This is a genomic window from Micromonospora krabiensis, assembly GCF_900091425.1.
GTDB classification, from domain to species: Bacteria; Actinomycetota; Actinomycetes; order Mycobacteriales; family Micromonosporaceae; genus Micromonospora; species Micromonospora krabiensis.
On the sequence record NZ_LT598496.1, the window covers coordinates 5,256,698 to 5,279,968 of the forward strand.

The 23,271-nt window shown below is 73.7% G+C and carries 28 protein-coding genes and 1 pseudogene; 20 read left to right on the forward strand and 9 right to left on the reverse strand.

Annotation, left to right across the window (positions count from 1 at the left end; all coding sequences use genetic code 11):
* Positions 1-325: 325 nt before the first annotated feature.
* From GA0070620_RS24065 to GA0070620_RS24080, 4 genes and pseudogenes are all read right to left on the reverse strand, one after another.
* Complete coding sequence (locus GA0070620_RS24065; RefSeq protein WP_091594467.1) at positions 326-643, reverse strand: helix-turn-helix domain-containing protein; 318 nt, start codon at positions 641-643, stop codon at positions 326-328.
* Positions 640-1,006: pseudogene (locus GA0070620_RS24070) on the reverse strand (type II toxin-antitoxin system RelE/ParE family toxin). The gene GA0070620_RS24065 and the pseudogene GA0070620_RS24070 overlap by 4 nt, the downstream one beginning before the upstream one ends.
* Positions 1,007-1,097: 91 nt before the next feature.
* The gene (locus GA0070620_RS24075) at positions 1,098-2,333 is read right to left on the reverse strand and encodes an APC family permease (protein ID WP_091594468.1); all 1,236 of its coding nucleotides are present in this window, start codon (positions 2,331-2,333) and stop codon (positions 1,098-1,100) included.
* A gap of 10 nt (positions 2,334-2,343) precedes the next feature.
* Entirely contained in the window at positions 2,344-3,117 is a 774-nt protein-coding gene (locus GA0070620_RS24080) for a phosphatase PAP2 family protein (RefSeq protein ID WP_091594470.1), read from the reverse strand.
* A gap of 69 nt (positions 3,118-3,186) precedes the next feature.
* Between GA0070620_RS24080 and GA0070620_RS24085 the strand changes: the two genes are divergently transcribed.
* Entirely contained in the window at positions 3,187-4,410 is a 1,224-nt protein-coding gene (locus tag GA0070620_RS24085; protein WP_172836491.1) for a DUF4032 domain-containing protein, read from the forward strand.
* A gap of 4 nt (positions 4,411-4,414) precedes the next feature.
* Here the strand turns inward: GA0070620_RS24085 and nagA are convergent, their stop codons facing one another.
* From nagA to GA0070620_RS24100, 3 genes are read right to left on the reverse strand one after another with little or no spacing between them, the layout of a single operon-like run.
* On the reverse strand, positions 4,415-5,524 hold the full coding sequence (gene nagA, locus GA0070620_RS24090) for an N-acetylglucosamine-6-phosphate deacetylase (RefSeq protein ID WP_091594474.1): 1,110 nt from the start codon (positions 5,522-5,524) through the stop codon (positions 4,415-4,417).
* Positions 5,521-6,495 carry an ROK family protein gene (locus tag GA0070620_RS24095; protein ID WP_269456546.1) on the reverse strand — a complete coding sequence of 325 codons (975 nt, stop codon included), beginning with the start codon at positions 6,493-6,495 and terminating at the stop codon, positions 5,521-5,523. The genes nagA and GA0070620_RS24095 overlap by 4 nt, the downstream gene beginning before the upstream one ends.
* Positions 6,492-7,421 (reverse strand): SIS domain-containing protein, encoded by a 930-nt coding sequence (locus GA0070620_RS24100; protein WP_091594476.1) that lies wholly within the window; start codon positions 7,419-7,421, stop codon positions 6,492-6,494. Before GA0070620_RS24100 ends, GA0070620_RS24095 begins: the two co-directional genes overlap by 4 nt.
* Positions 7,422-7,622: 201 nt before the next feature.
* On the opposite strand from GA0070620_RS24100, the gene GA0070620_RS24105 reads away from it, so the two are divergent.
* The 19 genes from GA0070620_RS24105 to GA0070620_RS24195 all read left to right on the forward strand — a co-directional run bounded on the left by GA0070620_RS24105 (position 7,623) and on the right by GA0070620_RS24195 (position 20,447).
* The gene (locus GA0070620_RS24105; protein WP_091594478.1) at positions 7,623-8,408 is read left to right on the forward strand and encodes a DeoR/GlpR family DNA-binding transcription regulator; all 786 of its coding nucleotides are present in this window, start codon (positions 7,623-7,625) and stop codon (positions 8,406-8,408) included.
* 150 nt (positions 8,409-8,558) lie between these two features.
* The gene (locus tag GA0070620_RS24110; protein ID WP_091594480.1) at positions 8,559-9,569 is read left to right on the forward strand and encodes an ATP-binding cassette domain-containing protein; all 1,011 of its coding nucleotides are present in this window, start codon (positions 8,559-8,561) and stop codon (positions 9,567-9,569) included.
* Positions 9,566-10,579, forward strand: a complete 1,014-nt coding sequence (locus tag GA0070620_RS24115; RefSeq protein ID WP_091599294.1) for an ABC transporter permease subunit — start codon at positions 9,566-9,568, stop codon at positions 10,577-10,579. Before GA0070620_RS24110 ends, GA0070620_RS24115 begins: the two co-directional genes overlap by 4 nt.
* 216 nt (positions 10,580-10,795) lie before the next feature.
* Entirely contained in the window at positions 10,796-11,254 is a 459-nt protein-coding gene (locus GA0070620_RS24120) for a DUF3263 domain-containing protein (RefSeq protein WP_091594482.1), read from the forward strand.
* Positions 11,255-11,539: 285 nt separating this feature from the next.
* A complete protein-coding gene (locus GA0070620_RS24125; RefSeq protein WP_091594484.1) occupies positions 11,540-12,211 on the forward strand; it encodes a hypothetical protein in 672 nt (223 codons plus the stop codon).
* A complete protein-coding gene (locus tag GA0070620_RS24130; protein ID WP_091594486.1) occupies positions 12,208-12,600 on the forward strand; it encodes a phage holin family protein in 393 nt (130 codons plus the stop codon). The genes GA0070620_RS24125 and GA0070620_RS24130 overlap by 4 nt, the downstream gene beginning before the upstream one ends.
* Before the next feature lie 21 nt (positions 12,601-12,621).
* Complete coding sequence (locus tag GA0070620_RS24135; RefSeq protein WP_091594488.1) at positions 12,622-13,368, forward strand: DUF3618 domain-containing protein; 747 nt, start codon at positions 12,622-12,624, stop codon at positions 13,366-13,368.
* Positions 13,352-14,239, forward strand: coding sequence for a hypothetical protein (locus GA0070620_RS24140; protein ID WP_091594490.1), 888 nt, complete (start codon positions 13,352-13,354; stop codon positions 14,237-14,239). Before GA0070620_RS24135 ends, GA0070620_RS24140 begins: the two co-directional genes overlap by 17 nt.
* A gap of 103 nt (positions 14,240-14,342) precedes the next feature.
* Positions 14,343-14,852 carry a GNAT family N-acetyltransferase gene (locus tag GA0070620_RS24145; RefSeq protein ID WP_091594492.1) on the forward strand — a complete coding sequence of 170 codons (510 nt, stop codon included), beginning with the start codon at positions 14,343-14,345 and terminating at the stop codon, positions 14,850-14,852.
* A gap of 287 nt (positions 14,853-15,139) precedes the next feature.
* Positions 15,140-15,559: a hypothetical protein gene (locus GA0070620_RS24150; protein WP_157741704.1), complete on the forward strand. Its 420-nt coding sequence runs from the start codon at positions 15,140-15,142 to the stop codon at positions 15,557-15,559.
* Between the two features lie 2 nt (positions 15,560-15,561).
* Positions 15,562-16,764, forward strand: a complete 1,203-nt coding sequence (locus tag GA0070620_RS24155) for an SRPBCC family protein (RefSeq protein ID WP_091594496.1) — start codon at positions 15,562-15,564, stop codon at positions 16,762-16,764.
* Complete coding sequence (gene gvpJ / locus GA0070620_RS34375; protein ID WP_091594498.1) at positions 16,761-17,192, forward strand: gas vesicle protein GvpJ; 432 nt, start codon at positions 16,761-16,763, stop codon at positions 17,190-17,192. Before GA0070620_RS24155 ends, gvpJ begins: the two co-directional genes overlap by 4 nt.
* Position 17,193: 1 nt before the next feature.
* Positions 17,194-17,949 carry a GvpL/GvpF family gas vesicle protein gene (locus GA0070620_RS24165; protein WP_091594500.1) on the forward strand — a complete coding sequence of 252 codons (756 nt, stop codon included), beginning with the start codon at positions 17,194-17,196 and terminating at the stop codon, positions 17,947-17,949.
* Between the two features lie 4 nt (positions 17,950-17,953).
* Complete coding sequence (locus GA0070620_RS24170) at positions 17,954-18,346, forward strand: gas vesicle protein GvpG (protein ID WP_091594502.1); 393 nt, start codon at positions 17,954-17,956, stop codon at positions 18,344-18,346.
* A complete protein-coding gene (locus GA0070620_RS24175; RefSeq protein ID WP_091594504.1) occupies positions 18,300-18,650 on the forward strand; it encodes a gas vesicle protein GvpO in 351 nt (116 codons plus the stop codon). The genes GA0070620_RS24170 and GA0070620_RS24175 overlap by 47 nt, the downstream gene beginning before the upstream one ends.
* Entirely contained in the window at positions 18,650-19,030 is a 381-nt protein-coding gene (locus tag GA0070620_RS34380; RefSeq protein ID WP_091594506.1) for a gas vesicle protein, read from the forward strand. Before GA0070620_RS24175 ends, GA0070620_RS34380 begins: the two co-directional genes overlap by 1 nt.
* Positions 19,014-19,823, forward strand: coding sequence for a GvpL/GvpF family gas vesicle protein (locus GA0070620_RS24185; protein ID WP_091594508.1), 810 nt, complete (start codon positions 19,014-19,016; stop codon positions 19,821-19,823). The genes GA0070620_RS34380 and GA0070620_RS24185 overlap by 17 nt, the downstream gene beginning before the upstream one ends.
* 31 nt (positions 19,824-19,854) lie before the next feature.
* Positions 19,855-20,088: a gas vesicle protein gene (locus GA0070620_RS24190; RefSeq protein ID WP_091594510.1), complete on the forward strand. Its 234-nt coding sequence runs from the start codon at positions 19,855-19,857 to the stop codon at positions 20,086-20,088.
* The gene (locus GA0070620_RS24195; RefSeq protein WP_231921952.1) at positions 20,085-20,447 is read left to right on the forward strand and encodes a gas vesicle protein K; all 363 of its coding nucleotides are present in this window, start codon (positions 20,085-20,087) and stop codon (positions 20,445-20,447) included. Before GA0070620_RS24190 ends, GA0070620_RS24195 begins: the two co-directional genes overlap by 4 nt.
* A gap of 69 nt (positions 20,448-20,516) precedes the next feature.
* Here GA0070620_RS24195 and GA0070620_RS24200 read toward each other — a convergent pair whose 3' ends face one another.
* On the reverse strand, positions 20,517-22,760 hold the full coding sequence (locus tag GA0070620_RS24200; protein WP_091594512.1) for an AAA family ATPase: 2,244 nt from the start codon (positions 22,758-22,760) through the stop codon (positions 20,517-20,519).
* A 37-nt stretch (positions 22,761-22,797) separates the two neighbouring features.
* Positions 22,798-23,259 carry a hypothetical protein gene (locus tag GA0070620_RS24205; protein ID WP_091599301.1) on the reverse strand — a complete coding sequence of 154 codons (462 nt, stop codon included), beginning with the start codon at positions 23,257-23,259 and terminating at the stop codon, positions 22,798-22,800.
* Between the last annotated feature and the right edge of the window lie 12 nt (positions 23,260-23,271).

The following is a 23,271-nucleotide window of genomic DNA, read 5'->3' on the forward strand; positions in this document are numbered from 1 at the left end:
CTTATTGCGCTCAGCGAGACGGCTGGGACTTTTGGGCGGAAAATCCGGTTTCCCTGCTCGGTCTAGCGGCCATTTTCGAATACAAGAAGCCGAGCGAGTACACAAGCCGTTGGTGGGAGACTGAGGGTACCATTCGATATCCGCATGTTCCTGAGACTGCGCCCGAATATACCCCCGTCTATGGTCGGAAATGACGCGACGGTGACGGCGAATAAGGGCTGAGTCCATAACCTCGGATAGCTACGTCCTACCCTTTCTGCAGCTTATTGATTTCGGAGAGTGGCGTTGGCGCCTGGGCGGCAGTGGTCGTGTGGCGTGCTGTGGGCTATGCGATGGCGGCGATGTCGCCGTCGTCGAAGTAGATGGCTTGGTGGAGGCGTCCGCCGAGGGCGGCGGCGTAACGGGCGACGACGTCTTGGCCGGAGATCTTGCCTTGTTCGATCTGGGAGACGCGGCCTTTGGTGACGCCCATGCGGTCGGCGACCTGCTGTTGGGTGAGGCCGCGGGCGCGGCGTACCTCGGCGAGGCGGTGACCGACGACGACGGCGAGAAGTTCCTGCTTGCCGTCGTCGACGGCCTGCTCGCCGCCGGCACGCTCGACGTGAGCGGCGCGGATGTCGCGCCAGCGTGCGTAGCTGCTCATGGCTGTCGGCCCTCCTCCTCGGCGCGTTCCTTCAGGTAGATCTCGTAGCGTTGCTCGGCCAGAGGGATCGCTTCGGTGTACCACTGCTGCCATCGCCCGGCCTTGTCTCCGGCGACGAGCAGGATGCTGGAGCGCCACGGGTCGAAGGCGAAAAGTATGCGTACGGTGCCGGGGCGCAGTTCTTTGAGGTTGGCGATCGATGATCCGTGGATCGTGTCGACCAGTGGTCGGCCCAGCCCGGGGCCGGCGTCGGCGAGCAGGTCGATGGCTTGCACGACGCGGGCGTGGGTGAGTGGATCGAGGCTGTCGATCCACTCCTGTACCTTCGTCGACGAGGTAGACCTCCCACTCGCCGGTAACCATTCCCGGAGTATAGCGGATGCTATACCAAGGTGTTGCCGCGAGCGGGACGTGTTCGGCCTGGCCAGGGTTCATGTCCGTACACCGTGCCGGGTCAGCCGTGGTGGCGGAGGGCGTACCAGGCGGCGCCAGCGGCCAGGACTCCGAAGCCCGCGAGCACGCTGCCCAGCGGCAGGTTGGCCGCGAGCAGCAGGCAGCCGACGAGCCCGAGCCCGGCGAGCACCTGTACGGGTAGCCGTCGGGCCGGGTCGCGGCCGAGGGTCAGCGCCGCCGCGTTGGTGATCGCGTAGTAGACGAGGACGGTGCAGGCGGAGAAGCCGATCGCGTCGCGGACGTCGCCGAGCAGCACCACCACGGTCACCACGGCGGCGACGGCGAGTTCGGCGCGGTGCGGCACCCGGTGCGTGGGGTGGACGGCGGCCAGGGCGCCCGGCAGGTCGCGACGGCGGGCCATGGCGAGCAGGGTCCGGCCGACCCCGGCGAGCAGGGAGAGCAGCACGCCGGTGACGGCGACGGCGGCCCCGGCCCGGACCACCCAGGCGAGGCCGGGCAGGCCGGCGGCGGTCACCACGTCGGCGAGCGGTGCGGCCGAGCCGGCGAGCCGGTCGGCGCCGAGCACGCCCAGCGCGACCACGGCGAGGGCCAGGTAGATCGCCAGCACGATCCCCAGCGCCAGCGGCACCGCCCGGGGGATGGTGCGCTCCGGCTCGCGGACCTCCTCGCCGAGGGTGGCGATCCGGGCGTAGCCCGCGAAGGCGAAGAAGAGCAGCCCCGCCGCGGTGAGCACGCCCCGCCCGGAGTCGCCGGGGTCGCCCAGCCGGCCCAGGTCGAGCGGCCCGCCGACCAGGCCGACGACGGCGACCAGGGCCAGCACCGCCAGCACCAGGCCGACCAGCAGCTTCGTCGCGGTGGCGGTCTTGCCGATGCCGCGCAGGTTCACCGCGGTCACCGCGACGACCGCGACGATCGCGACCAGCCGGGCCTGCCCCGGCCAGAGGTACGTCCCGATGGTCAGCGCCATCGCCGCGCAGCTGGCCGTCTTGCCGACCACGAAACCCCAGCCGGCCACGAACCCGGCGAACGGGCCGAGCCGCTCCCGCCCGTAGACGTAGGTGCCGCCGGACTCCGGATAACGGGCGGCCAGCCGGGCCGAGCTGATGGCGTTGCAGAAGGCGATGAAGCCGGCCAGTGCCAGCGCGGGCAGCAGACCGGCGCCGCCGGCCGCCGCGGCGGCCGGGCCGAAGACCACGAAGACGCCCGCGCCGAGCATGGACCCGAGCCCGATGAGCACGGCGTCCGGCACGCCCAGGCGGCGTACGAGCTGATTCACGACCGGCAGGCTAGGTGGCCGAGGTGAACAACGCGGTACGGCGTGACCCGGGCAGCCGACCCGGCAGCGGCACGTCGTCCCACGGCACCCGGCGCAGCAGACGATCCAGCAGCAGCCCGAGGAGCAGCCCGGCGACCGAATCGGTCAGCCAGTGCCAGCCCAAGTAGGTGGTGGTGCAGAGCACGATCAGCGGTGGCAGCGCCCGGACGGCGAGGACCAGCCGGGGCGGCAACTCCCGCCCGTACGTGCGCAGCAGCGCACCGAGCAGCAGCGCGATCATCCCGTACCAGACGATCGCGTTGGCGACGTGCCCCGACGGGTACGACTGGGCGAAGCGCAGCGGCAGGTGTTCCTGGAACAGGGGCAGCGTCTGCTCGGGCGGCAGGAACGGCTCCTTGATGCTGGCGCTCGGCGCCGGCCGGGCCGTCCAGACCTTCAGCGGCCCGATCGTGAAGGTGGTGAGCACGAACGCGACCACCGGTGGCAGCACCGGCCGGACGGAGCGCACCCGGAGCGCGACCAGCACCCCCAGCCCGGCGGCGATCAGGGTGAGCGGCGTGCCCTGGCCGAGCAGGTTGAGCACCCGCGCCACCCAGTACGCCGCCGTCGGCCGGTGGTCCTCCGCCCAGTCGGCCACCGCCCGGTCGAGCCCGAAGAGCTGGTCCGCGGCGAGGGCCGCGGTCAGGCCGACGAGCGCGGCGAGCAGCAGGCCGTCGTACCACCAACCGGCGGGGCGGACGGGTCGCAGCCGCACCGCTCGCCGTACCTCCGTGGTCTCCCGCACGCGCCCACGCTACCGGTCGGTGCTGTGGGCCCAGCCACGATGGGAAGCGCTTCGCACCGCGGACCCGGCATGCTTGTCCCCGTGCGGATCACGTCTGCTCTCGTGGACCCGGCGTTGCTCGACCTCCCGTGGTCGACCCCGCTGGAGGAGTGGCCTGCCCAGCACCTGGTGGCGCTGCCGCAGGGCATCTCGCGGCACATCGTCCGTTTCGTCCGGCTCGGCGACTACGTGTACGCGGTCAAGGAGACCGGCGAGCGGGTCGCCGAACGCGAGTACGACCTGCTCCGGGCGCTGGAGCGGATCGACTTCCCGGCGGTGGAGGCGGTGGCGATCGTCGCCGACCGGCAGACCGACGACGGCGAGCCCCTGGACCCGGTGCTGATCACCCGGCACCTCCAGTTCTCGCTGCCCTACCGGGCGCTCTTCTCGCACACCCTGCGACCCGAGACGATGGGTCGGCTGCTCGACGCGCTCGCCGCCCTGCTGGTCCGGATGCACCTGACGGGGTTCTTCTGGGGCGACTGCTCGCTGTCCAACACGCTCTTCCGCCGCGACGCGGGTGCCTTCGCGGCCTACCTGGTGGACGCCGAGACCGGCGCGCTGCGCCCCTCGCTCTCCAACGGCCAGCGGGGCGAGGACCTGGAAATCGCCCGGGTGAACATCTTCGGGGAGGCGCTGGACCTCCAGGCCGCCGGGCTGCTGCACGAGTCGATCGACCCGGAGGAGGTGTCCGAGGAGGTCGTGCAGCGCTACGAGCGGCTCTGGCACGAGATCACCTACGAGCAGCAGGTCGAGCGGGACGCCCGGCACGACATCGAGCGCCGCATCCGTGGCCTCAACGACCTCGGGTTCGACGTGGCGGAGATCGCCGTCTCCACCATCGACGACGGGCGCTACCTGGTGCGGCCGAAGGTCGTCGACGCCGGCTACCACACGCGCCGGCTGCTGCGGCTGACCGGCCTGGACGCCGAGGAGAACCAGGCCCGCAAGCTCCTCAACGACCTGGACGCCTACCGCGCCGAGAGCGACCTGATGGACGAGCAGCAGGCGGCGCACCGCTGGCTGACCGAGGTCTTCGAGCCGGTGGTCCGGGCGGTGCCGGCGCACCTGCGCCGCAAGCTGGAGCCGCAGGAAATCTTCGCGCAGATCATCGAGCACAAGTGGCTGCTCTCCGAGCGGGCCGGCCGCGACGTCGGGATGCGCCACGCGGTGCAGTCGTACCTGGCGGACGTGCTGGCGCACCGCCCCGACGAGCAGGCGGTGCTCGGCGTGGAGGTCCCCGCCCAGCGTTGAGCGGCTACTCCTGCCAGGCGCCGGCGCGCAGTACGCGTACCACGTTGAGGTCGTCGTCGAGCACCACGAGGTCGGCGCGGAGGCCGACCTGGAGGGCGCCGAGCCGGTCGCCGAGGCCGATCGCCCGGGCCGGGGTGGTGGCGAGCATGCGGGCGGCGTCCGCGATCGGGATGCCGGCGGCCACCGCGTGCCGCAGCGCGGCGTCCATGGTCAGGGTGCTGCCGGCGATCGCCCCGTCGCGGGTCAGCCGGGCCACGCCGTCGGCCACATTGACCGCCTGGCCGCCCAGCTCGTACTCGCCGTCGGGCATGCCGGCGGCGGCCATCGCGTCGGTGATCACGGCGGTCCGGTCGGGTCCGGCCGTGGAGGCGGCGAAGGTCAGCATGCCGTCGTGCAGGTGCACGCCGTCGGCGACCAGTTCGCAGACCACGTTCGGCGCGTCCAGCAGGGCGACCACCGGGCCGGGCTCGCGGTGGTGCACCGGCCGCATCCCGTTGAACAGGTGGGTGCCGACGCTGGCGCCCGCCGCGACGGCGGCGCGTGTCTCGTCGTACGTGGCGTCGGTGTGGCCGACCGCGGCGACCACCCGGTGCGCGACGAGCAGCTTGATCGCCTCCAGGGCGCCGTCCCGCTCGGGGGCGAGGGTCATCATCCGGACGGCGTCCCCGCCCAGCTCGATCAGCTCGGCCAGCTCGTCGGTGGACGGGTCGCGGAGGAACTCGGGGTTCTGCGCGCCGCAGCGGGTAGCCGACAGGTAGGGGCCCTCGAAGTGGATGCCGGCCAGCACGCCCTCGTCGACCAGGGGGCGGTACGCCGCCGTCGCGGACCGCATCAGCGCGAACGGTGAGCTGACCAGGCTGGCCAGCAGGCTCGTGGTGCCGTGCCGAAGGTGGAAGGCGGCGGCCTCGCGGGCCTGTCCGACGTCGCCGGTGGTGAAGGTGTGCCCGCCACCGCCGTGGGTGTGCATGTCCACGAAACCGGGGAGGATCCAGTGCCCGTCCCGGTGGGCCGGATACTCGGCGACCGCCGTGATGCGGTCGCCGTCCCACTCGACGCAGCCCTGCCGGATGACGCCGGTCGGCGTCACCACCCTTCCGCTCACCCGCACGGTCATCGCTTCTCCACGGTTCTCGGGACGCCGACGGCGTCGAGGGCGAGCAGGGCGGCGCCGAGGCAGCCGGCCTCGTCACCGAGGGCCGCCGGCACCAGGGCCGGCTCCCGGTGGAACGTCATCCGCTGCCGCAGGGCGGCCCGCAGCGGGTCGAGCAGCTGCGCGCCGGCCTGCGCCAGCCCGCCGCCGACCACGACGGTCGCGACGTCGAAGAGCGCCTGGGCGGTGGCGAGGCCGTCGGCGAGCGCGTCCACCGTGTCCTGCCAGACCCGGGCCGCCAGCGGTTCACCGGCCGCCGCCCGCTCGGCGACCTCGGCCGCGGTGGCGGGCCTGCCGGCCAGTTCGGCGTAGCGGCGCCCGACCGCGGCGGCCGACGCGACCGCCTCCAGGCAGCCGGGTCGTCCGCAGCCGCAGCGCGGCCCGTCGGGGCGTACGAGGATGTGGCCGAACTCCCCGGCCGCGCCGTGCGCGCCGACGTCGGCGGAACCGTCGACCACGTGCGCGGCCGCGATGCCGGTGCCGATCGCGACGAAGAGGACGTGGCCGGCACCGCGACCGGCGCCGAGCCGGGCCTCGGCGACACCACCCACGCGCACGTCGTGGCCGAGCGCGGTGGGCAGGCCGAGCCGCGCCACCGCGAGGTCCCGCAGCGGTACGTCCCGGAAGCCGATGTTGGCCGACCAGACGGCGACGCCCCGCGCCTCGTCCACGATCCCGGGCACGGCGACGCCGAGCGCCACCGGGTTGCGACCGTCGGCGCGGGCCTTGCCGGCCAGCCCCTCGGCGACGGCGAGGATCGTGTCGACCACCGCCTCGGGGCCGCGCGCGGCCTCGGTGGGGTGCCGTTCACTGTGCACGGTGCGGCCGTCCGGGCTGACCAGGGCGCACTTCATGCCGGTGCCGCCCACGTCCACCGCGACGACGACGTCGGCGTCGCCCACACCGCCGGCGAGCCGGGCGGATGGCTCGGTCACGCGAGCACCACGGACCGGGTGAGGTGTCGGGGCGCGTCCGGGTCGAGGCCGCGGCTCGTGGCGAGGGCGACCGCGAAGCGCTGCGCGAGGATGAGGTCGGCCATCGGGTCGACCGGGTTGCGGCCGGCCGACCAGCTGCCGAGCACGGTGCGGCAGCCGTGGGTCCGGCTGTGCGCGAAGGCGGCGCCGGTGGCGGCGACATCCTCCGGCAGGCCGTCGGGGAGCGCCCCGAACGCCCAGACGAGGCGACCCGGGGCGGCGATCGAGATCGGGCCGTGCCGGTAGTCCATCGCCGGGTACGCCTCGGCCCAGAAGGTGGCGGCCTCGCGGCACTTCAGCGCCGCCTCCTGCGCCAACCCGACCGTCCATCCGCGACCGAGGAAGGTGACCTGCTCGATGGTGGTCGGGTCGATCGGCAGCGGTGAGCGCACCGCGACCTCGGCGTCGGCGGCGAGCGCGTCGACGTTGTCGCCGAGGTGGGCGCGGAGCAGGGCGAGCGCGGTGGTGGCGAACCGGGTCTGCACCACCGAGCGTTCGTCGGCGAAGGGCATGGTCACCGCGGCGTCGGCGAGCTGCACCGCGGGCGATCCCGGGTCACCGACGATGACGGTGGTGGGCACCCGACCCCGGAGGGTCTCCAGCAGCTCGACGACCTCGGTGGTGGTGCCGGAGCGGGTGATCGCGACCAGCCGGTCGTAGCGGCGTCCGGCCGGGAACTCGGAGGCCTGGAAGGCGTCGGTCTCGCCCTGGCCCGCCTGCTCGCGCAGGACCGCGTACGCCATCGCCATGAACCACGACGTGCCGCACCCGACGACGGCGACCCGCTCGCCGGGGGCCGGCAGGTCGGCGCGGACGGCCTCGGCCAGCTTCGCCGCCTCCCGCCAGCAGTCGGGTTGGCTTGCGATCTCCGCGTCGACGTACGCCATGAAGAACTCCTCGCAGGAGGGCGGCCGTGCGCAATACGGCTCATTACACCCGTGTTTCGCGCGTCATTCTGCGCGAGTCGGGGTGGCCGTCGCAACCGCTGGGCCGATCGAGCAGGTCAGTGTTTTGCGCCCTCGTAGTTTCGCGCACTAGTGTGCACGCAATCAATCACCGATCGTGCAGTCGCGGGAAGGGCGGTCGAGGTGGACCGGTACGCCAGATGGAACGCGCTGCTCGAAATGCTGACCGACAGCGGCCGGGTCAGCGTCGAGGAGGCCGCCGAGCGCCTCGACGTCTCCCAGGCGACCATCCGGCGTGACTTCGACCAGCTCGCCCAGCAGCAGATGATCACCCGGACCCGGGGCGGCGCGGTCGCCAACGGCGTCTCGTACGACCTGCCGCTGCGCTACAAGACCGCCAAGCACTCAGCCGAGAAGCAGCGGATCGGGGCGGCCGCCGCGGCGTTGGTGTCGCCGGGCACCGTGGTCGGGCTCAACGGCGGCACGACCAGCACCGAGGTGGCCCGCGCCCTGGCCGTCCGCCCGGATCTCAACACCAACGCCGAGGGCGCTCAGCTGACCGTGGTCACCAACGCCCTGAACATCGCCAACGAGCTGCTGGTCCGCTCCCGGATGAAGGTGGTGGTGGCCGGCGGCGTGGTCCGGCCGAAGTCGTTCGAGCTGGTCGGCCCGCTCGGCGGCGCGCTGCTGCGCGAGGTGACCCTGGACGTCGCCCTGCTCGGCGTGGACGCGATCGACCCGCAGCTCGGCGCCGCCGCGCACCACGAGGGCGAGGCCGCGATGAACAGCCTCATGGTCGCCCGGGCCAAGCGGGTGGTGGTCATCGCCGACTCGTCCAAGTTGGGCGGCCACGCGTTCGCCCGCATCTGCCCCGTGGACCGGGTGGAGACCCTGGTCACCGACTCCGGCGCGGCCCCCGAGGTGGTCGAGGCGTTCCGCACCGCCGGCGTCCACGTGATCTGCGCCTGACCCGGGCCGACGTTTTCCGGACGGTCGCCCAGCGTGATCGGCCGACCCCGATCGGAGGTATTCGGCGCGTCGTTGCATACCCGGTATTGCGCGGCCCTGCATACCGCGTATGGTGTCGCGTGTCATACCACCCAACGGGGGAGGTGCAGCTTGCCCGCTGTCCTGGAGATAGAAGGTCTACGTAAGACGTACAAGAGTCGGCGACGCGGCACCCGCAACGCGTTGGACGGCTTCGACATGCGGGTCGAGGCCGGTCAGGTGCACGGCTTCCTCGGCCCCAACGGCTCCGGCAAGACCACCACGCTGCGTACGCTGCTCGGCCTCATCCGGCCGAACGGTGGCCGGATGAGCATCCTCGGGCACGAGGTCCCCGAGGCGTTGCCGGCCGTCGCCGGGCAGGTGGGCGCGATCGTCGAGAGCCCACAGTTCTTTCCGCACTTCACCGCCCGGGACACGCTCTCCCTGCTGGCGTCCGCCGGTGACGTTCCGGCCACCCGCGTCGACGAGGTGCTGGAGCTGGTCGGGCTGCGCGACCGCGCCGGCGAGCGGGTCAAGACCTACTCGCTCGGCATGAAGCAGCGCCTCGCCGTCTCGTCCGCCCTGCTCAAGAACCCGAAGCTGCTGATCCTGGACGAGCCGGCCAACGGCCTCGACCCGGGTGGCATCCGGGAGATGCGGACGCTGATGCGCAACCTCGCCGAGTCGGGGATGACGGTGGTCCTGTCCAGCCACATCCTCGGCGAGATCCAGCTGATCTGCGACTCCGTCACGATCATCTCGCTGGGTCGGCGGGTGGCCTTCGGCCCCGTCGAGCAGGTGCTCGCCGAGCACTCGTCCAACACGGTGCGCGTACGCCTGGAGGCCGTCACCGACCTTCCGGCCGCCACCGAGGCGCTGGCCCGCGCCGGGGTCCGGGTCACCGGGCACCCCGACCACCTGATGCTGGCCGGCGTCGACAAGCCGGCGACGGTCACCCGGCTCCTCGCCGAGCAGGGTCTCTACGTCAGCGAGCTGGCCCCGGTCGCCGTCGACCTGGAGAGCGTCTTCCTCGAACTGACCGCCACCGCGCCGGTGCCCGGCCAGCACCGTCAGGTCGACCAGTCCACGAAGGTCGGTGGGCCGGAGCAGACCGGTGCCACCGGAGGGGGGTGGGGGGCGTGAGCCTCTACCGTACGGAGCTGCGCCGGCTGGTAAAGCGGCGCTTCACCCGCTACATGACGCTGCTCGGTCTGCTGGTGCTGGCGGCGGTGGTGGTCGGGATCTTCTTCAGCAACCAGAAGATCGACGCCGCGGCGCACGCCCGCGCCGAGCGGCAGGCCGAGCAGCAGTACCAGGACCAGGTGCGCTACTCGGAGCAGGAGCGTGCCTCCTGCGAGCGGGACAAGGCGGCGGGCGTGAACGCCGACCGCTACCCGCCGGACTGCGAGATGATCACGGCCCCGCCCCGCGAGGCGTTCGAGGCGAAGTGGTTCCTGCCCTCGACGTTCAACTTCCGGGAGGCCTTCCCCGAGACGCTGATCCCGTTCGCGGCGATCCTCGCGCTCGTCGGCTTCGTGGTCGGCGCGTCCTTCGTCGGGGCCGAGTGGAACACCGGCGGAATGATGAACCTGTTGCTGTGGCGGCCGAAGCGGCTGACCGTCCTGCTCAGCAAGCTGGCCGCGCTGCTGACCGGCGTGGTCGCGGTGACCGTCACCTCCGGGTTGCTGTGGTTCGGCGGGTTCTGGCTGGTCGCGACATTCCGGGGCAGCACCGAGAAGATGACCGCCGGGGCGTGGCAGTCGTTCGCCCTCACCGGGCTGCGCGGGCTGGCACTGGTGGTGGTCATCAGCGCGATCGGCTTCGCGCTCGCCTCGCTGGGGCGGCACACCGCGATGGCCCTCGGTGGCGTGGTCGCGGTGATGGTCGTCGGCCAGTTCGGGCTCGGCATCCTGCTTGACATGGCGGGCGTGAAGTTCGCCGAGGCGTGGCTGCTGCCCACGTACGCGCTGGCCTGGATGACGAAGAAGGTGACCCTGGAGAACTGGGACGCCTGCAACGCCACCTTCACCGGCGAGTGCAAGCCGGAGACGCTCGACGTCACCTGGCAGCAGTCGTCGGTGCTGCTGTCGGTCGGTGTGGTGGTGATCGTCGGCGCGGCCCTCTGGGCGATGCGCCGCCGGGACATCTCCTGACCGTCCGCACGCGACACGACGGCCGGGGCCGTCCGCCGGGAGACCGTGCGGACGGCCCCGGCCGACGCGTGCCCCGCTCGTCGGCGAGTCCCGAGTGTGTGGGCGGACGGGCTCGCGGCATGGCCGTCGCGGCGGATGCGACCCGCGTCCGCCCTGGTTAGGCTGAGGTCCCCCGGTTCGGCGTCGCCGTGCCGGCCGCCCCGACCGAGGAGCGCCATGCCGCCTGCCGACGCCGCCCCGGCCGCCGCCGAGCCGCCCGTCGACAGGCCGGGCGACGGCACGGGCGCCACGCGCACCGCCCCGACGGGCCCCGGCCCCGTGCCGCCGCCCCGTTCCGCGCCGCCCGAGGAGGCCGTCCCCGCTCAGGCTGTTCCGACCGGGAGCGCCGAGGTCGTCCCCGCTCAGGCCGTTCCGACCGGGAGCGCCGAGGCCGTCCCCGCCGGGGCCGCCCTGGACGAGCGGGACCTCGCGATCCTGGCGTTCGAGCAGCAGTGGTGGCGGCATGCCGGCGCCAAGGAGCAGGCCATCCGCGACGCCTTCGGTCTCTCCGCCACGCGCTACTACCAGCTGCTCAACAAGCTGCTCGACAATCCCGCCGCGCTCGCCGTCGAGCCGGTGCTGGTCGGTCGGCTGCGCCGCCTGCGCTCGTCCCGCGCCCGCAATCGCCGTCGCTGAGCGGCCGAGCGCCCCGCGCCGCGAGGTCCCGGGCCCTGCGCGGCCTGCCGCGAGGTCCCGTCCGTGCCCAGCGGGGCGCGAGGTTGCGGCCGTTCCCGTCCCGCTGCGCGGTCCGGCGTCTCCCGTACCACCCGTCCGGCTTGGTGACCGGCCGCGTGACCTGGCGGAATACCGGCCCGCGATCACCGGGGGACGGGCACCGGGAGAACGAATGCTGCCCCGACCCGGCGGGTAGCCCGACGGTGTCCCGGGCCATACCGTCCGGGGCGGAGGAGGGAGTGTGTGATGACGGCGATCAACCAGAGCAGAGCGCCGGGCAGCACCACCGAACAGGCCCGGCAGCAGGCGTCCCGGGTCGGCCACCAGACCGCACAGGCTGGCAGTCAGGTCGGCCATGCCGTCGCCGAGCAGAGCCGACACGTGGCTGACGAGGCGCGGCACCAGGCGCAGCACCTGACCACGGAGGCCGGCTCTCAGCTGCGCGATCAGGCGCGGTCGCAGAAGCACCGGGCCGCCGAGGGGCTGCGCGGTATCGGCCGCGAGCTCGGTGACATGGCCGGCTGCAAGGACTCGGGCATGGCCGGAGAGGCCGTACGCCGGGCGTCGGACGTCGTCCAGCGGGCCGCCGGCTGGCTGGACGAGCGGGAGCCCGCCGACCTGCTGCACGACGTCCGCGGGTACGCCCGGAAGCACCCGGGCACGTTCCTCGCCGGTGCGGCCGTGGCCGGACTGCTGGTCGGCCGACTCACCCGGAACATGGCGTCGAACGGCAACGGCAAGCACGCCGACGCCCAGCGGGGCCAGATCGGGCAGCAGGGTCAGGGGATGCCCCCGATGCCGGAAGCGGACATCCATGCGTCCTACTCGGCTGAGGGCCCCTACTCCGGCGTGGCGCGGGCGCAGAACGTGTCTCCCGCGGTCCGGGAGTCGGGTCTGACCGGTCGGGTGGCGCCGTGAGTGCCCCGACCACGGAGCGCACCCAGTCGGTGGGTGAACTGCTGGGTGACGTGACCCGTGACATGTCGACGCTGGTCCGACAGGAGGTCCAGCTGGCCAAGGCGGAGCTACGGGAGGAGGCGACCCAGGCCGGCAAGGCCGGTGGCCTCTTCGGCGGCGCCGCGTTGGCCGGGTTCCTCACCGTGCTGTTCCTCTCGTACGCCGCCTGGTGGGGTCTGTCCAATGTGATGGATCAGGGCTGGGCCGCCCTCATCGTGGCCGCCGTCTGGGCGGTGGCCACCGCGATCCTGGCGGTCGCCGGGCGGTCGAAGCTGCGGGAGTTCCGTGGCGTGCTGCCGCGGACCCAGCAGACCGCGCGTCAGGTGCCGGACGCCCTGCGCGGCCGGTGAGCGGGCTGGAAGGGAGCAGACATGTCGAGCGACCCGGAGCAGATCCGGCAGGAGATCGAACGGACTCGCAGAGACCTGAGCGACAACGTCGATGCGCTGGCCGACAAGGTCAACCCGCGGCGGATCGCGGGCGACCGTGTCGACCAGGCACGCGGCGCGTTCAGTCGAGCGAAGGAGAAGGTAATGGGTAGCCAGATGGACGGCCACGGCGCCAGGCAGAAGATGTCGCAGGCCTCCGACCAGGTGCAGCACATGGGTAACCAGGCCGGGCAGCGCATGTCCGACATGGGCCACCAGGCCGGGCAGCGCATGTCGCAGGCGTCCGACCAGGTGCAGCACATGGGTAACCAGGCCGGCCAGCGGATGTCGCACGCCGCGCACTCGGTCCGCGACGAGGCCCGCTCGCTGGGGTACCAGTCGCGGGAGCAGACGCAGGGCAACCCGCTCGCGGCCGGGATGATCGCGTTCGGCGCGGGCTTGCTCGCGTCCGCGCTGATTCCGGCGAGCCGTCACGAGCGGCAGTGGGCCGGCCAGGCCAAGGGGATGGTCGGTGACCAGTTCCGGCAGCACTCGGACGAGCTGCGGCAGCAGGCCGGCCAGTTCGGCCACGAGATGACGGGCCGCATGCAGGGGCCCGCGCAGCAGGCGGCCCGGTCGGTGGGGTCCACCGCGATCCGTGGTGCCGCCCAGATCCGGGAGCAGGGCCGGTCGGCCACGCACCAGGTGCGGGGCCAGGCGCAGGAGTCCGCCGGTGAGTTTCGGCGTTGAGCCGGTGCGGGCGGTGGGGCGGGCTCCGCTGATGCGGGTCCGCTCCGCCTCCGCTCCAGCCCCCGGCCGTGACCTGAACGAGGACCTGGTCTTCCGGTTCGGGCCGCTGGTCGGGGTGCTGGACGGCGCCACGGTGCCGGAGGGCTTCGACACCGGTTGCGTGCACGGCCCCGAGTGGTACGTCCGGCACCTGGCCGCCCGGATCGGGTTGGCCGAGGCTGCCCGACCGGCCGCGACGCTGATGAGCAACCTCGCGGCGGCGATCCTCGCGGTCCGCGCCGACCACGGTGGCCAGTGCGACCTCGACCATCCGGGCACGCCGTCGAGCACGGTGGCCCTGCTGCGCGAGGGCGCCGAGCAGGTCGACTACCTGGTGCTCTGCGACAGCCCACTCGTCCTCGACGCGGGCGGTCGGGTCACGGTCGTCGCCGACGACCGGCTCGACGCCGCGATGGCCGACCTGCGCCGAACCGTCGCCACCGTGCCGGCCGGTGCCGACCGGGCGACGCGCTTCCGGGAGGCCGTCGGCGTGCAGCGGGAGCGGATGAACCGGACGCACGGCTACTGGGTGGCCGCCGCCGACCCGGATGCGGCATACCACGCGGTGGCCGGGACGGCGCCGCTGCGCGGGCCGGGTGCCCTGCGCCGGGCGGCCCTTCTCACCGACGGCGCGTCGAGCGCCGTCGAGCAGTTCGCGCTCCTGGACTGGCCCGCGCTCCTGGACCTGCTGTCCACCGAGGGCCCGGACGCGCTGATCACTCTCGTCCGCGACGCCGAGCGTGACCACGCGGACCGACTGCGGCGGCACAAGCGGTCGGACGACGCCTCGGTGGTGCTGTGTGAGTTCGGCGCCGACGACAGCGGAGCGTGAGGCAGAACACGATCCCGGCCGACCGGCCGGTACCGGGCGACGGACCGCCAGTCGCGGCCCAACGGGGTGGACTTCTCCCGGTGGGGGCGGCAGACTGCGGCACGTGGCGGGTTCGGTCCGGTTGGAACCGGTGAACGAGCGGAACCTCGAGCCGTTGCTCTCCGTAGCGGCCGCGGAGGCGGAGCCCGGCGACGTCATGCCCCCGGTGGAGGCCCCGGCCGGTTGGTCGACGGCCCGCCGGGAGGCGTTCCGCGAGTTCCACCGGGCCAGCTTCGGCGGGCTCACCGGCCCGACCCGCACCCAGATGTACGCGATCCTGGTGGGCGGCGAGGTGGTGGGGATGATCCGGATGACCCTCCGCGACGAGCCCGGCACGGTGGAGACCGGGATGTGGCTCGGCCGCTCGGCCCGGGGGCAGGGGATCGGCGCTGCCGCCCTGCGCGAACTGCTGAACGAGGCGGCGGCGGCCGGCATGACGGCGGTCGTCGCGGAGACGACCCGGGACAACACCCCGGCCGTCTCGGTGCTCGAAAAAAGCGGCGCGAAATTGCACGACAAGGGCGACAAGGTGCAGGCGGAAATCTGTCTCGATTCGACACCCCCGGCCCTCTGATCCGATTAGCGCTCGTCCCCACTCTGGTGTTACGTCCTGGCAGCTGACCTGCTGTTCAGTGCCTCTCCGTCCGTTTTGACGCCCGAAGAGCAGGCTATTCGCAATTTCGTCGTGCGGTGTTTCCGTCGAAATTGTTCGTGCGGTTTCGGGGCTGGGCCCCGGGGTACTGCCCGCCGGGTCCGCAATTAGCCGACGCCTGACGGAATTTCCGCTCGTGCAGTCAGTGGGCCCTCTTTCGGCCTCGACCGCAGCAGGCGTCCGGGCCGCGGGGGAGCGAAGGAGAACTGATGAACAGCGGAACACGGATCGGTCTGGCAGTGAGTCTCGGCTACCTGCTGGGCCGGCGTCGCAAGATGCGCGCGGCCCTCGTGCTCGCCGCGGCGGTCGCCGCCGGACGGGCGAGCCGGGAGCCCGGCGGGCTGCTGCAGAAGGGCACAGACCTCCTGCAGTCGTCGCCTCACCTGGCCGGTCTCGGCCGTCTCGGCGGCCCGCTCGCGGTTGCCGGGAAGGCGGCGGCGACCGCCGCGGCCGGCAACGGCATCGACGCCCTCGGCGACAAGCTGCGCGGTAAGGCCGACGCGCTCCGGCGCCGGTCGGCCGGGGTCGCCGAGCACCAGTCCGGCGGTGCGGCGGAGTCCGCCGACGGCGGCGGTGAGCCGTCGTCGCGGGAGGCGGCCGAGCCGGTCGGCCAGCGACGGGGGCGGTGAGCATGGCACCGGCGACGAGTCCGGGCGGGCTGGCGGACAAGGTCCGGGGTCAGCTCGCCGACGAGATGCGGAACCTGGCCGAGGCCATCGGTGAACGGGCCGTCTCCGTGGTGACGGAGAAGGTCACCGGCGCGACCGGCCGACTCAGCGAGTACGCGAAGCAGGGCGGCGGCCCGGGGCTGATCGCCGCCGCGACCGGCGCGCAGCGGATGGCCGAGGGCGATTCCCCGGTGAAGGCGATGTTCCATGCCGGGCTGGCCGGCGGTAAGGAGAAGGTGATGTCCGCCCTCGGCAGGGGCACGGCTCGAGGCGGCAAGGGCGGCCGGAAGCTCAAGGTGACGAACATCGTCGAGACGATCGAGGTCGGGGTGCCCGTCCGGGTCGCGTACAACCAGTGGACCCAGTTCGGCGATTTCCCGAGCTTCATGAAGAAGGTCGAGAACGTCGACACCGAGTCGGACGAGAAGCTCACCTGGAAGGCGCAGGTGTTCTGGTCGCACCGCAGCTGGGAGTCGACCATCGTCCGGCAGATCCCGGACCGGCTCATCCACTGGCGGTCCAGGGGCGAGAAGGGCTCCGTCGACGGCACCGTCAGCTTCCACGCGGTGACGCCCGACCTGACCCGGATCCTCGTGGTGCTGGAGTACCACCCCCAGGGGCTCTTCGAGCACACCGGGAACCTGTGGCGGGCCCAGGGCCGCCGGGTCCGGTTGGAGTTGAAGCACTTCGTCCGGCACGTCATGACACAGACCGTGCTCGACCCGGAGTCCGTGCAGGGCTGGCGTGGCGAGATCGAGGACTCCCAGGTGGTCCGCGACCACGACACCGCCGTGCGCGAGGAGCAGGAACAGGAACAGGAGCAGGGGCAGGACCAGGAGCCGGAGCCGGAGGAGCCGCGGGAGGAGCCGCGCCGGGCCCGGCCCGCGGGTCGCGGCCAGCGCCGCACCGCCCGGCGGCGTCCCGCCGAGGACGAGTACGAGGAGTACGAGGACGAGTACGACGAGGACTACGAGGAACCCGAGGAGCCGGAGGAGCCCGAGGAGCCCGAGGAGCCGCGCCCGGTACGCCGACGCGCGCCCGAACGGGCTCGCCGTACGCGTCCCCGGGAGGAGCCGGAGGCCGGCCCCGAACCCCGTAGCCGGCGGGCGCCGCAGTCCCCGCGTCGCCCGGTCGTGCGCCGTCGTCGAGAGGAGTCGGACGAATGACGATCGCAACTGCCGACGGCCGGGCCGGAGGCGCGCTGGAGCGCAGCGGCTCCGGCTCCGGCCTGGCCGACGTGGTGGAGACCGTGCTGGACAAGGGCGTGGTGATCGACGCCCAGGTCTCCGTCGCCGTGGTGGGCATCCAGCTCCTGGAGATCAACGCGCGGATCGTGGTGGCGAGCGTCGAGACGTACCTGCGGTTCGCCCAGGCGGTCGACCGCCTCGACATCACTCCCCGTAACCAGAAGGGCCTGCCCGACCTGGTCGAGGGTGCGACCGGCGCGGTGACCGCCGGCAAGGCGGCGTCCGGCCTGGGCAAGACCGTCGGGGCGATCGGCGGCGCGGTGCGGGACGCGGTCGGCGAGCTCGGGTCCGACCGGGATCGCGACCGGGACCGGGAGCGCCGCCGACGGCGGGACGAGGAGCGCTGAGATGACCGACGAGCGCGGACTCTTCATCTACGGCATCGTGCCGGCGGACGTGGAGCCGACGGCCGACGCCGAGGGCGTCGGGGAGCCGCCCGGCGAGGTCACCGCGATCCGTCAGGGTCCGGTGGCCGCGCTGGTCAGCGAGGTGCCGCTGGAGGCCCCGCTGGGCCGGCCGGCGGACCTGGTCGCGTACCAACAGCTGCTGGACGGCACGGCGGCGGTGGCACCCGTGCTGCCGGTCCGCTTCGGCACGGTGGTCACCGGGCCGGACGCGGTGGCCGACCTGCTCGACGCGCACGGCGACCGGTTCGCCGACGCCCTGGACGACCTGGAGGGTCAGGTCCAGTACGTGGTGCACGGCCGCTACGAGGAGGCGGAGCTGATCGCCGCCCTCCTCGACGAGAATCCGGCCGCCGCCGACCTGGCCGACCAGGTGCGGGGGCAGCCGGAGGAGGTCACCCGCGAGCAGCGCATCCGGCTCGGCGAGATGATCAGCCAAGCGGTGGAGCTGCGACGCGAGGCCGAGAACCGGGAACTGCTCGACCGGATCGGCGAGCTGGCCGTGTCGGCCCTGCCCCGCCCGCCCAGCAGCGAGCTGGACGCGGTGAACGCCGCCTTCCTGGTCGACGCGGACCGGGAGGAGGAGTTCCTGGACGCCGTCGAGGAGTTCGCCGAGCAGCGCGGCGAGTTGGTCCGGACGCGACTGCTCGGCCCACTCGCCCCGTACGACTTCGTCAGCGCCCACGAGTTGGCGGGGTGAGGCGGTGGACATCCTGTGGACACTGCTGACCCTCCCGTACGCGCCGGTTCGGGGGCTGACCGCGGTGGTCAAGGTGATCGCGCGGGAGGCGGAGTCGCAGCGGTACAACCCGGCGAACATCCGGCGTGAGCTGGAGGAGCTGGACGCGGCGGCGGCCGCCGGTGAACTGACCGCCGAGGAGCGGGACGCGCGGCAGCAGCAGGTCCTGGACCGGCTCACCGGCGGCGGCCCGCGCCGGGCCTCCTCCTCGACCGCCCGCCCCGGCTCGGGCCCCGAGCGGAGCCCGGGTGCGGAGCGGGGCCGGTCGGGGCCGGTGGTGCGACGACGGAACCGCGGGGGAGGTGTACGCGATGGTGGATCGGATCCGCGGCGACGGCGACCGGGTGCGACGGCGTGAACCCGAGCCGGAGGACGAGCGGGTCGACGACGAGGAGTACGTGGAGCCGCTGTCGGCCGCCGAGGCGGCCCGGGAAGGGCTCCGGCAGATCATCGAGTTGACCGGTCGGGAGCCCGTGGGGACGACGTCGCTGAAGGCGGTCCGCGACGGCTGGTTGGTCGGGGTGGAGGTGGTCGAGGACCGCCGGATCCCCGCCTCGACCGACCTGCTCGGCCTGTACGAGGTGCAACTCGACGTCGACGGCGTCCTGCTCGGCTACCGCCGGGTGCGGCGCTACCAGCGGGGGAAGGGCGAGGTGGGCTGATGACCACAGCGCGTACGCCGTCCGTGGTGCAGAACTCCGGCCAGGTGCTGCCGGCCGGGCACGAGCCGGCCAACCTGGGCGACATCCTGGAGCGGGTGCTCGACCGGGGCATCGTGATCGCCGGTGACATCCGGGTCAGCCTGCTCGACATCGAGCTGCTGACGTTGAAGCTCCGGCTGGTCATCGCCTCGGTCGACACCGCCCGTCAGATCGGTATCGACTGGTGGGAGCACGACCCCTGGCTCAGCTCGCAGGCCCGCCCGCCGGTCGAGCCCGGCCCTCGCGATCCGGAGCAGGTCGAGGCGGAGCGCCGGCCCCGGGTCGAGGCCCGGGCGCGGCGGCGGGACGCCGGAGAGGAGTGGGATGAGTTCGACGGCTGACGCGCCGACCGTCCGCTGGCTGCACGGTGTCGTCCGCGAGGCCGACCTCGGGCTGCTGGACGAGCTCGTCGGGTTGACCGGCGAGCCGGTCCGTCCGGTCCGGGCCGCCGGCCTGGTGGCCGTGGTGAGCAGGGTCCCCCTCGCCGAGTACGGGGAGGAGGCGCTGCGCCGCAACCTGGAGGACCTGGCCTGGCTGGAGTGGGCCGCCCGGGCGCACCACCGGGTGGTCGACGCCCTGGCCCGGGCCGGGGCCGTGGTGCCGGCCCGGCTGGCCACCGTCCACCACGACGACCGGCGGGTCGTCGACTCGCTCACCGAGCGTCGCGCCGATCTCGCCGCGCTGCTCGACCGGCTCACCGGGCGGGGCGAGTGGGGCGTCAAGGGGTACGTGGTGCCCGGCGCGGTGCCCCGCGCGGAGGAGCCCGCCCCGTCGGACGGACCGGGTGCGGCGTACCTGCGGCGGCGACGCGCCCAGCTCACCGCCCGGGAGGACGGGCAGCGGGCCGCGGGCACCGCCGCCGCCGAGGTGCACGAGGCGCTCGCCCGGCACGCGGTCGCCGCCCGCCGGCACGCCCCGCAGGACCGCCGACTCTCCGGTGCGCCCACCGCCATGGCGCTCAACGGCGCGTACCTGCTGGACACCGCTGCCCTGGGCGCCTTCGCCGGGCTCGTCGAGACGCTCGGGGTCCGGCACCCGGAGCTGCGGCTGGAGCTGACCGGCCCCTGGCCGCCGTACTCCTTCGTGGCCGACGGCCCGGCGGAGCCGGCGCTGACCGTCTCGGAGCCGGCGTGACCGGCGGCCGGGGTGCCTCGGAGTGGTCGCGATGGTGACCACCGGACTCGCCCCGAACACCGCCGACGACCCACTGGCCCACGGGCAGGTCGCCCTGGTCGACCTGCTCGACCGGGTGCTCAGCACCGGCGTGGTGGTCAGCGGCGACATCACCCTGGCCATCGCCGACGTGGACCTGGTCCGCATCTCGCTGCGCGCGCTGGTCGCATCGGTCGGCGCCCTGGCGCCGCCGGTGCCGGACGCTGCCGCCGGGGTACCGGCGTGACCGGCCGGGACGAGGCGGCCGAGCTGGCCGCCGCGCTCGACGCGCCGCAGTGGCGCCCGCCCCGCGTGACGCCGCTGGACCGGCGGCTCGCGGTGGACCGGGAGTCGGTCGAGCGAGGGCTGGCCAGCCTGGTGCTCACCGTGGTCGAGCTGCTCCGTCAGCTGATGGAGCGGCAGGCGCTGCGCCGCGTGGAGCTGGGTGACCTCACCGACGAGCAGATCGAGCGGATCGGCACGACGCTGATGGCGCTGGAGGAGCAGATGACCGGCCTGTGCGAGCACTTCGGTCTGGCCCCGGAGGACCTGAACCTGGACCTGGGCCCGCTGGGCCCCCTCCTCCCACCACCCGCACCGGGTTGATCATGAACTTGTTGCCCGTGCATCGGCGTGTCGGGGGCAATTCATGATCGACCGGGTCGGGGGTGGGGGTTAGGGGGAGTGGGTGGCGGCGTAGGCGGCCAGGTGGGCCAGTTGGGCCGGGTCGAGGGACGGGCGGACGCGTCTGCGGGCGGCCGCCACGTGGGCGGCGGTGACCGTGGTGGCGGTCAACGACTCGCGCATCGCGGCCAGCGCGGCCTCCCGGACCAGCGCCGCGCAGTCCGCCGCCGAGAAGCCGTCCAACTCCTCGCCGAGGCCGGCCAGGTCCACGTCCGGGGCCAGCGGCACGCTCCGTGAGGAGGCCCGCAGGATCTCCGCCCGCGCGGCACCGTCCGGCGGTGGCAGGTAGACCAGCCGCTCCAGTCGCCCGGGGCGCAGCAGCGCGGGATCGACCAGGTCGGGACGGTTGGTCGCGCCGACCACCACCACGTTGCGCAGCGCCTCCACCCCGTCGAGTTCGGTGAGCAGGGCGGCGACGACCCGATCGGTCGTACCGCCGTCGCTGGCCTGACCCCGCACCGGGGCGAGGGCGTCCACCTCGTCGAGGAAGACCAGGGTCGGCGCGGCCTCGCGGGCCCGGCGGAACAGTTCGCGTACGGCGCGTTCACTCTCGCCGACCCACTTCGAGAGCAGTTCGGCGCCCTTCACCGACAGCACGTTCGCCCGCCCGGTCCCGGCGAGCGCGGTGACCAGGTACGTCTTGCCGCAGCCGGGCGGGCCGTAGAGCAGCACGCCGCGCGGTGGGCGTACGCCGAGTCGCGCGAAGGTGTCTGGGTAGGTCAGCGGCCAGAGCACCGACTCGGTCAACGTCTGCTTCACGTCGGCGAGGCCGCCCACGTCGTCGAGGGTCACCGTGGCCAGCTCCAGCGTCGACGCGACCATCGTGGTCGGTCGGACCACCTCCAGCGCGGCGGTGAAGTCGGCCATCGCCACCGTCGGCGTCTCGGCCGACTTCTGCCGCAGCGCCGCCCGTACGCCCGCCTCACGCACCAACGCGGCCAGGTCGGCGGCGACGAACCCCGGGGTCCGGCCGGCGATCTCGTCCAGCCGGACGTCCTCGGCGAGCGGCACCTGCCGGGTCAGCACGGTCAACTGCTCGCGGCGCAGCGCCGGGTCGGGCAGCGGGACGTCGATGCGCAGCGAGAGCAGGTCGGGCGCGCGGAGTCCGGGGTCGACGGCCTCCGGCCGGCCGGTCGTGCAGACCACCGCCGCACCGGTTCGGACGGTCTCAGCGAGCACCTGCCGGAACACGGTGGCCACCGGACCGGGCTCGTCGGCCGGGGCGAGCGCCTCCACGTCGGTGACCAGCAGCACGGCGGGCCGGTTGGCGCGCACCTCGGCCGCTGCGGCGCGCAGCCGGTCGGCTGCCGCCTGGTTGGCCAACGCCGCCACCTCGGGGGCCCACAGGGCGTACACCCGGGCACCGACCTGGGCGGCCACCGCGCGGACCAGGGCGGCCTTGCCGGAGCCGGCCGGCCCGGTGACCAGGACGCCCAGGGACACGTCGGTGCCGAGCCGGCCCAGCACCTCCCGATGGTGGAAGCCGAGGTCGAGCAGCTCGGTCAGCTCCTCGGCCTGCGCCCGCAGCCCGGGCAGCTCGTCCACGGTCGGCGCGTCCGCCTCCGGGCCGGGCGCGCCGACGGCTCTGCCGGACCCCGCCGCCCCGGCGGCCGGTCCGCGGGCCGTGCCGCGCACCTGCCCCTCGGCCGCGCCGTGCGTGAACGCGCCGTGCTCCCAGCCGACCAGCGTGTCCATGGTGACCAGCGCGCCGTCCGCCGGTTCGGCGGCGACCACGGTCAGCAGGGTGCTCGTCCAGGCGTAGCCGACGGTGTTCGCCAGGCTGCGGCGGGCCGCCTCGACCAGGCTCCGGACGGACGCGTCCGGCAGCACGTCCTGCGGGAGCAGGGACACGTCGTCGCCCGCCGTGACCACCTTGCCGAGCAGCGCCAGCCGCAGCATCTCCGGGCTCACCGCCGCCACGATCTCCACCGGCCCGGCCAGCGTCACCCGCGCCGCCGGGGTCACCGGGAGGGGCGCGACGGTCACCTGGCCGCCGTCGCGTACGCCGAGGTTGCCCAGCACCAGGTCGTCCGCGTACAGCAGGGCGGTGGCCGCACCCGGCTCCGCCGCCGCCACGATCCCGGCGGTCACCCGGCGGGCGGACAGCCGAACCGGATCGCCGGGGCGCAGGCCCAGCGCGGTCAGCACCTCCGGGTGCAGCCGGACGACACCGCGCCGGGCGTCCAGGGCCGCCGGGCGGAGGCTCGCGGTCAGGGTCAGCTCGGGTGGCGCCATCGCCCGACCGTAGCCGCCCCGGGCACCCCGCGCCCGGTCACCGCCGCGGGTCGTGCCCGCCGAGCAGCGACGGATCCCGCCGGATCAGCTCGGCCAGCCGGGCGGCCTGGTCGGGGCCGGGCTCACGCTGGCCCGTCGTCCAGGCGGGCACGGTCTTGACCGACATCGGCCAGGGCGGCGGTGGCCCGGCGGGCCGTGCCGCGTCGTCCGGCGGATCCTCGGGCAGGGCGACGGTCACCCGGTCACCGGCCCAGCCGATCCGCAACGGGTACGCCTGCCCGTCGTGCTCGACCCGTACGGTCACCGTCAGGCCCGGGTGCGCGGCCACGACCCGGCGGACGGCCTCGGCGACCTCCTCCACCGGGTCGTCCACCGGCGGCCCGTGCGGGTCCTGCCGGTGCGCGCCCGCCTCCCGGCCGACCGGCGGCTCGGTGACCCGCCGCAGCGCCTCCTCGCGCCGGGCCATCCGGGCCAGCGTCTCGTCCAGACCACCTCTCACCACGACCACCCC